Below are 1,170 nucleotides of genomic sequence, written 5' to 3'. Positions count from 1 at the left end.
GGGTGAAGTCGTAACAAGGTAGCGCTAGGGGAACCTGGCGCTGGATCACCTCCTTACGTAAAGATATTTTGGATGAGTGTCCACACAGATTGATTTGGTTTATAACAGAGCGTATAGCGTTGTAATTTTCTGTTTTTGGAAGTTACAAGGCAGACAATGTCCCGTTCGTCTAGAGGCCTAGGACACCGCCCTTTCACGGCGGTAACAGGGGTTCGACTCCCCTACGGGATACCACTTCTTTTGAGAAGTTCGGGTCGTTAGCTCAGCTGGTAGAGCAGTTGGCTTTTAACCAATTGGTCACAGGTTCGAATCCTGTACGACCCACCATTTTTCTCTTTAGGGGAACGCCTGAAAGTGGGCGATTAGCTCAGTTGGGAGAGCACCTGCCTTACAAGCAGGGGGTCACTGGTTCGAACCCGGTATCGCCCACCACTTTCTAACTATTTTTGGCTCAACAATTCAGACCAGCGGTTTAACCGATGTGGTTCGATTTTGTGGCGCTGAAAGTCATTAGAAAGTGTGGCTTGAATGCTCAAGCGTACACATTGCTCTTTAACAATTTGGAAAGCTGACAAAATAATGTTTGTTTCTTTGGAAACAGATGATTATTTGTAAAAGTTCTCAATACTTTCTCGAAAGAGAAAGACCAACACAATCAAGTGTTCTTGGGAATGCACAGGCAACTGTGTATTCAAATTGAGTCCGGCAAAACCAAGTCACACACTCATGTATAAAATATTGTGTGACACCTAAGTTGTTTAATGAAAACAGCCTGAGGACTTCGTATTGCGAAGTGGATTTGTCTTTGAGGCAAGGCGCGACTGATTTTTGTCGCTGGGAGCAACCTTCTGGTTGTGACCGAGCAAAAAGCAGACGCAACACCGCATCAATGACAAAGACCGAGCAAGACCTCTTCGGGTTGTATGGTTAAGTGACTAAGCGTACACGGTGGATGCCTTGGCAGTCAGAGGCGATGAAGGACGTACTAACTTGCGATAAGCGTAGATGAGGCAGTAAGAGCCACTTGAGTCTACGATTTCCGAATGGGGAAACCCAACTGCAGCAGCAGTTATCATTAACTGAATACATAGGTTAATGAGGCGAACCGGGAGAACTGAAACATCTAAGTACCCCGAGGAAAAGAAATCAACCGAGATTCCGAAAGTAGCG

At 45.9% G+C, this 1,170-nt stretch carries 3 tRNA genes and 2 rRNA genes; all 5 read left to right on the top strand.

From position 1 onward, the window contains the following. A 16S ribosomal RNA gene (locus VR7878_RS21305) occupies positions 1-56 on the top strand; the annotation flags it as partial. 102 nt (positions 57-158) lie between these two features. Beyond that, positions 159-234, top strand: a tRNA-Glu gene (locus tag VR7878_RS14890). 17 nt (positions 235-251) lie between these two features. Further along, positions 252-327: transfer RNA gene (locus VR7878_RS14885), tRNA-Lys, on the top strand. 29 nt (positions 328-356) lie between these two features. Beyond that, positions 357-432, top strand: a tRNA-Val gene (locus VR7878_RS14880). A gap of 493 nt (positions 433-925) precedes the next feature. Continuing rightward, a 23S ribosomal RNA gene (locus VR7878_RS14875) occupies positions 926-1,170 on the top strand; the annotation flags it as partial.

Source organism: Vibrio ruber DSM 16370, assembly GCF_900163965.1.
GTDB lineage: Bacteria > Pseudomonadota > Gammaproteobacteria > Enterobacterales > Vibrionaceae > Vibrio > Vibrio ruber.
Note: the sequence above shows the minus strand (reverse complement) of the source record. Positions and strands in the feature narration are given on the sequence as shown.